The following is a 6,873-nucleotide window of genomic DNA, read 5'->3' as shown; positions in this document are numbered from 1 at the left end:
CCGCGCAAAGCGGCCGTCGCCGCGGCTATCGCCCGCGTTCAGGCGCGTAAAGCAACACAGCAGGCAGTTAACGAGGAATAAATGGTTTTCAGAATCGCAAGCTCCCCCTATACCCATAACCAGCGGCAGACCTCGCGTATTATGCTGCTGGTGCTGCTCGCCGCTGTGCCTGGCATTGTGGTCCAGACCTGGTTTTTCGGCTGGGGCACCGTACTGCAGATTGTCCTCGCCGCCCTGACGGCCTGGGCGACCGAAGCCGCTATTCTCAAACTGCGTAAACAGCCTGTTGCTGCCACGCTGAAAGATAATTCCGCCCTGCTCACCGGCCTGCTGCTGGCGGTGAGTATTCCGCCACTGGCCCCGTGGTGGATGGTGGTGCTCGGCACTGCCTTTGCCGTAGTCATTGCCAAGCAGTTGTACGGAGGCCTGGGCCATAACCCCTTCAACCCGGCAATGATCGGCTATGTCGTGCTGCTGATTTCGTTCCCGGTGCAGATGACCTCCTGGCTGCCTTCCTATGAGATAGCCGCCCATATCCCGGCATTCAGCGACGCGCTGCAGATGATCTTCACCGGTCATACCGCCGCCGGAGGCGACATGGCCAGTCTGCGGCTGGGTATCGACGGCGTCAGCCAGGCCACCCCGCTGGATACCTTTAAAACCTCCCTGCATGCCGGACATAGCGTTCAGCAGGTGCTGCAATTGCCGGTCTACGGCGGCGTGCTGGCAGGTCTGGGCTGGCAGTGGGTGAATATCGCCTGGCTGGCAGGCGGCCTTTTCCTGCTGTGGCAGAAGGCGATCCGCTGGCATATCCCGGTCAGCTTCCTTGTTAGCCTCGGCCTGTGCGCCACCCTCGGCTGGATTTTTTCGCCGCAGAGCCTGGCCTCACCGCAGATGCATTTGCTCTCCGGGGCGACCATGCTTGGCGCCTTCTTTATCCTGACCGATCCGGTGACGGCCTCAACAACCAACCGCGGCCGTCTGATCTTTGGCGCCCTCGCTGGCCTGCTGGTCTGGCTCATCCGCAGCTTCGGTGGTTATCCGGACGGCGTGGCGTTTGCCGTTCTGCTGGCGAATATTACCGTGCCGCTGATCGATTACTACACGCGCCCGCGCGTATATGGCCACCGTTGAGAGAGCAATGATGTTAAAAACGATGCGTAAACACGGCGTCACGCTGGCGCTGTTTGCCGCCGGTTCCACCGGGCTGACGGCGGCGATCAATGAGCTGACCAAAAGCACCATCGACCAGCAGGCGGCCCTGCAGCAAAAGGCGTTATTCGACCAGGTTTTACCTGCCGACCGCTATAATAACGATCTGCTTAAGAGCTGCTATCTGGTCAGCGCCCCGGCGCTGGGCAAAGGCCAGCATAAAGTGTGGATCGCCAAAAATAACGATCGACCGATCGGCGCGGGGATGGAAGCCACCGCGCCGGACGGCTACTCCGGAGCAATACAGCTGCTGGTTGCCGCCGATTTTAGCGGCACGGTCCTCGGCACCCGCGTAACTGAGCATCATGAAACGCCGGGCCTGGGGGATAAAATCGAACTTCGCCTGTCGGACTGGATTACCCATTTTGCCGGGAAAGTCATCCACGGCCAGGGCGATAGCCACTGGGCGGTCAAAAAGGATGGCGGCGATTTTGACCAGTTCACCGGCGCCACCATCACCCCCCGGGCGGTGGTCAATGCCGTTAAGCGCGCAGGCTTATATGCACAAACGCTGCCTGCGCAACTTCCTGAATTCACCGCCTGTGGAGAATAACCATGAGCGAAGTTAAAGACGTCATCGTCCAGGGCCTGTGGAAAAATAACTCCGCCCTGGTTCAGCTGTTAGGTATGTGTCCTCTGCTGGCGGTCACCTCGACCGCCACCAACGCCCTCGGGCTGGGTTTGGCCACCACCCTGGTGTTAACCCTGACCAACCTGACCATCTCCAGCCTGCGCCGCTGGACGCCGGCGGAGATCCGGATCCCCATCTACGTAATGATTATCGCCTCGGTGGTGAGCGTCGTGCAGATGCTGATCAACGCCTATGCCTTCGGCCTCTATCAGTCGCTGGGGATTTTCATCCCGCTTATCGTGACCAACTGCATCGTGGTCGGCCGCGCCGAAGCCTTTGCCGCCAAAAAAGGGCCGGCGCTGTCGGCGCTGGACGGTTTCTCGATCGGCATGGGCGCTACCTGCGCGATGTTTGTGCTGGGCTCCCTGCGCGAGATCCTTGGCAACGGCACCCTGTTTGACGGCGCCGACAGTCTGCTTGGCAGCTGGGCGAAGGTTCTGCGCATCGAGGTTTTCCACACCGACACCCCTTTCCTGCTGGCTATGCTGCCGCCAGGCGCCTTTATTGGCCTCGGCATGATGCTGGCGATTAAATACCTTATCGATGAACGTAGCAAACAGCGGAAGGCGCAAGCGGCCCGGGCCGTCTCTGTCGCCCCGTCCGACGTGACAGGGAAAGCATAATATGAACAAAGCCAAACGCCTGGCGATCCTCACCAGGCTGCGGGAAAACGATCCCCACCCCACTACCGAACTGCATTTCAGTTCGCCGTTCGAGTTGCTGATTGCCGTTCTGCTTTCTGCACAGGCCACCGATGTCAGCGTCAACAAAGCGACAGCCAAACTCTATCCGGTGGCCAATACGCCCGCAGCGATGCTGGCCCTGGGGGTGGATGGGGTAAAATCGTATATCAAGACTATCGGCCTGTTTAACAGCAAAGCGGAAAACGTCATCAAAACCTGCCGCATCCTGTTGGAGCAGCACAATGGTGAGGTGCCGGAAGACAGAGCAGCGCTGGAGGCGCTGCCCGGCGTGGGCCGTAAAACCGCCAACGTGGTGCTGAATACCGCCTTTGGCTGGCCGACCATCGCCGTGGACACGCACATCTTCCGCGTCTGCAATCGGACGCAGTTCGCCCCGGGCAAGAATGTTGAACAGGTGGAAGAGAAGCTTCTGAAGGTGGTCCCCGCCGAGTTTAAGGTCGACTGCCATCACTGGCTGATCCTGCATGGGCGTTATACCTGTATTGCCCGCAAGCCGCGCTGCGGCTCCTGCCTGATTGAAGATCTTTGCGAATACAAAGATAAAGTCTACGCCTGACTGTCTCGTCTCTATTGCGGTCATAGCTTAACTCTGGGTTATGGCCCGCATTCATCTATTTCACCGGCCATTAACACCACATAATCATCATGATTATGGATGATTATCCGGTTATATAACAAACAACTAGTTCATTCATTTTTTATCAGCGCAAAATTTCTATGCATTTGTGATCCAGATCATGCTCGCAACTTTATGTTGAATGAATGTTACTGGAATGGAAATAAATGTCAGGCAATACAACGGATGAGTAAAGATTGTCAGGATAATGACCCATGATTTTTTAAGATAATGGACCATATCACTATGATTACGCCAGATCAGTAGAATATATCGCCCTTTCCCGGCAAACCGGCGAACCCGAAAGATAAAAATACCAACGATATCGAAACGGTAAAATTTAACGCTGTATAACATCTATATGTCCGGAGCATTATACCACCCTGATTATGTGTAACAGATTATTACAAAAGCCTTGCCTGATGCGCCAGGATAGTGAACATTACTTGCCGTTTTCCCTCCAAGAATAACTATAAAGGCGGCGGTCCAACGAGATTGCGCCCCGAACACCCCCCAGTAAATATGGGATGTAAAAAAAGAGGTATATGTGTCTACTGCAAACAATAAACCAGCAGAAAGCGTGAGTCTGAACGCTTTCAAACAACCACGCGCGTTCTATCTCATTTTCTCGATCGAGTTGTGGGAGCGTTTTGGTTACTACGGCCTGCAAGGGATCATGGCCGTTTACCTGGTAAAACAGCTGGGTATGTCGGAAGCGGATTCCATTACTCTGTTCTCCTCCTTTAGCGCGCTGGTTTATGGCCTCGTCGCCATTGGCGGCTGGCTGGGTGATAAAGTGCTGGGTACCAAGCGTGTCATCATGCTGGGCGCTATCGTGCTGGCGATTGGCTATGCGCTTGTGGCCTGGTCCGGCCATGACGCCGCTATCGTCTATATGGGTATGGCGACCATCGCCGTCGGTAACGGCCTGTTTAAAGCCAACCCGTCCTCCCTGCTTTCTACCTGCTATGACAAAAACGACCCACGTCTGGACGGTGCATTTACCATGTACTACATGTCCATCAACATCGGTTCGTTCTTCTCTATGCTGGCAACCCCGTGGCTGGCCGCACGTTTTGGCTGGAGCGTAGCGTTTGCCCTCAGCGTGGTGGGGATGGTGATCACCATTATTAACTTCGCCTTCTGTCAGAAATGGGTTAAACAGTACGGCTCTAAACCGGACTTTGCCCCGGTACACATGGGTAAACTGCTGGCGACCATCGCTGGCGTGGTGGTGCTGGTCGCTATCGCCACCTGGCTGCTGCATAACCAGGGTATCGCACGTATGGTGCTGGGCGTCGTCGCACTGGGTATCGTCGTGATTTTCGCCAAAGAAACCATAGGCCTGAAAGGCGCTCCGCGTCGTAAAATGATCGTCGCTTTCCTGCTGATGGTAGAAGCGATTGTCTTCTTCGTGTTGTACAGCCAGATGCCGACCTCGCTGAACTTCTTCGCCATCCGTAACGTGGAGCACTCGATCCTCGGTCTCGCCTTTGAACCGGAACAGTATCAGGCGCTGAACCCGTTCTGGATCATGATTGGTAGCCCGATTCTGGCCGCCATCTACAACAAGATGGGCGACCGCCTGCCGATGCCGCACAAATTTGCTATCGGTATGGTACTGTGCTCTGGCGCATTCCTCGTCCTGCCTTTAGGGGCGAAGTTCGCCAGCGACGCCGGTATCGTCTCGGTCAACTGGCTGATTCTGAGCTACGCGCTACAGTCTATCGGTGAACTGATGATTTCCGGCCTCGGCCTGGCGATGGTCGCTCAGCTGGTTCCTCAGCGTCTGATGGGCTTCATCATGGGCAGCTGGTTCCTCACCACGGCAGGCGCGGCGATCATCGCCGGGAAAATCGCTAACCTGATGGCAGTCCCGGAGAATGTCACCGATCCGCTGGTGTCGCTGGAAGTGTACGGTCACGTATTCCTGCAGATTGGTATCGTCACCGCGGTTATCGCCGCCCTGATGCTGCTGACCGCGCCGAAACTGAATCGTATGACTCAGGACGACAGCGCGGACATTAAAGCACGCGAAACCGCGGCTGCCTGACGCCGCAGGGAAAACTAATTATTTTTAAGCCGCTAACGTTAGTTTAGCGGCTTTTTTTTTACCCCTGGCAGGACTAACATACAGAAAACTGCAGCCACGAGGAGTCACGCATGAAACTGTTCTACAAACCCGGCGCCTGTTCCCTTGCCTCGCATATTGCCCTGCGCGAAAGCGGTCTGGATTTTACCCTGCAGAGCGTGGATCTGGCCCAAAAACGGCTGGAAAACGGGGAAGACTATCTGCTGATCAACCCGAAAGGTCAGGTGCCGGCGCTGCTGCTGGATGATGATATCCTGCTCACTGAGGGCGTAGCCATCATGCAGTACATCGCAGACCAGGTGCCGGATCGTCATCTGCTGGCGCCGGTGGGCTCGATTGCGCGCTATCAGACTCTCGAATGGCTGAACTATGTGGCCACCGAGCTGCATAAAAGCTTTACCCCGCTGTTCCGCCCGGATACCCCGGAGGACTATAAGCCTGTCGCGCGGGGGCTGCTTGAGAAAAAGCTGCAATACGTTGATGCAGCGCTGGCAGACAAACAGTGGCTGACCGGCCATCGCTTCACCATTGCCGATGGTTATCTGTTTACGGTGCTGCGCTGGGCCTATGCTATAAAACTGGATATGGCTGCCTATGGTCATATCGGCAGCTGGATGACGCAGGTGGCAGCGCGTCCGGCGGTGGCGGCCGCACTGGCGGCTGAAGGCTTAAAATAAGGCCTGAACCTGCCCGGCGGACCGTCGGGCAGGCCCTGGGAGTTACAGCCGGGTGGCGCTGAAGCAGTGCTCCGGTACGGCGATGCGATCCTGCGCCGCTACTACCTGTAGTTCGTATTCCTGCATATTTTTGGTGGCGAGCATAATCTCGTACACCGCGGCGGTGACGTGTTCCAGCGCATCGCGCAGACTTGCCCCCTGCAGCAATTTAACCAACAGCAGACCGCTGGTCACATCGCCGACGCCCACCGGCTGACGCAGGCCGAAATCCACCAGCGGCCGACTAATATGCCAGGCTTCTTCGGCCGTCACCAGCAGCATCTCAAAACGATCCATACTCAGACCCGCACGGGCAAGATGCTTAACTAATACCACTTCCGGCCCCTGGGCAATCAGCTCCCGCGCGGCGGCCACTGCCTCGCTGACGCTGGCGACCGGATGACCGCACAGGATCTCCAGCTCAACCAGATTCGGCGCAATAATATCGCTGGCCGGCAGCGCATAGCGCACGTGGAACTCCGCCACGCCCGGCGCGACGATGCAGCCCTTCTCCGGGTGACCCATCACCGGATCGCAAAAATATTTCGCCGCCGGATTGGCCGCCTTAACCTGACGCACGATACCGAGGATATGCTCTCCCTGCTCAGCGGAGCCAAGATAGCCGCTCAGTACCGCATCGCAGGTCTGCAGCTTGTCGATATCGGCAATGCCCTGAACGATCTCCGTCAAATGCGAAGGCGGCATGACGCAGCCGGTCCATTTGCCGTACTGCGTATGGTTAGAGAACTGTACGGTATTCAGGGGCCAGACATTGGCGCCCAGACGGCGCATCGGAAATTCGGCGGCACTGTTGCCGGCATGGCCAAACACAACGTGAGACTGAATGGCGAGGATGTTCTTCATTTTCTTACCACAACCCTAAAAAGAAAAAGGGGGGGGGG

Annotated in this window: 7 protein-coding genes; 6 read left to right on the top strand and 1 reads right to left on the bottom strand. The window is 56.8% G+C overall.

Annotation, left to right across the window (positions count from 1 at the left end; all coding sequences use genetic code 11):
• Nucleotides 1–81 precede the first annotated feature (81 nt).
• The 6 genes from rsxD to gstA all read left to right on the top strand — a co-directional run bounded on the left by rsxD (nucleotide 82) and on the right by gstA (nucleotide 5,932).
• Nucleotides 82–1,134, top strand: a complete 1,053-nt coding sequence (rsxD, locus tag HMPREF9538_RS01055) for an electron transport complex subunit RsxD (RefSeq protein ID WP_002907730.1) — start codon at nucleotides 82–84, stop codon at nucleotides 1,132–1,134.
• A 10-nt stretch (nucleotides 1,135–1,144) separates the two neighbouring features.
• Nucleotides 1,145–1,765, top strand: coding sequence for an electron transport complex subunit RsxG (rsxG, locus tag HMPREF9538_RS01060; RefSeq protein ID WP_032457286.1), 621 nt, complete (start codon nucleotides 1,145–1,147; stop codon nucleotides 1,763–1,765).
• A 2-nt stretch (nucleotides 1,766–1,767) separates the two neighbouring features.
• The gene (locus tag HMPREF9538_RS01065) at nucleotides 1,768–2,466 is read left to right on the top strand and encodes an electron transport complex subunit E (protein WP_002907733.1); all 699 of its coding nucleotides are present in this window, start codon (nucleotides 1,768–1,770) and stop codon (nucleotides 2,464–2,466) included.
• Nucleotide 2,467: 1 nt separating this feature from the next.
• Nucleotides 2,468–3,103, top strand: coding sequence for an endonuclease III (gene nth, locus HMPREF9538_RS01070; protein WP_002907734.1), 636 nt, complete (start codon nucleotides 2,468–2,470; stop codon nucleotides 3,101–3,103).
• A gap of 607 nt (nucleotides 3,104–3,710) precedes the next feature.
• The gene (gene dtpA / locus HMPREF9538_RS01080) at nucleotides 3,711–5,216 is read left to right on the top strand and encodes a dipeptide/tripeptide permease DtpA (protein WP_004151206.1); all 1,506 of its coding nucleotides are present in this window, start codon (nucleotides 3,711–3,713) and stop codon (nucleotides 5,214–5,216) included.
• A 110-nt stretch (nucleotides 5,217–5,326) separates the two neighbouring features.
• Nucleotides 5,327–5,932 carry a glutathione transferase GstA gene (gene gstA / locus HMPREF9538_RS01085; RefSeq protein WP_002907736.1) on the top strand — a complete coding sequence of 202 codons (606 nt, stop codon included), beginning with the start codon at nucleotides 5,327–5,329 and terminating at the stop codon, nucleotides 5,930–5,932.
• Between the two features lie 42 nt (nucleotides 5,933–5,974).
• On the opposite strand, the gene pdxY is transcribed toward gstA, so the two are convergent.
• A complete protein-coding gene (gene pdxY, locus HMPREF9538_RS01090) occupies nucleotides 5,975–6,835 on the bottom strand; it encodes a pyridoxal kinase PdxY (RefSeq protein ID WP_002907739.1) in 861 nt (286 codons plus the stop codon).
• Nucleotides 6,836–6,873 lie beyond the last annotated feature (38 nt).

The organism is Klebsiella sp. MS 92-3, assembly GCF_000195655.1.
GTDB lineage: Bacteria > Pseudomonadota > Gammaproteobacteria > Enterobacterales > Enterobacteriaceae > Klebsiella > Klebsiella pneumoniae.
The sequence above is the reverse complement of the archived record's forward strand: the minus strand, read 5'-3'. Positions and strand labels throughout refer to the sequence as shown.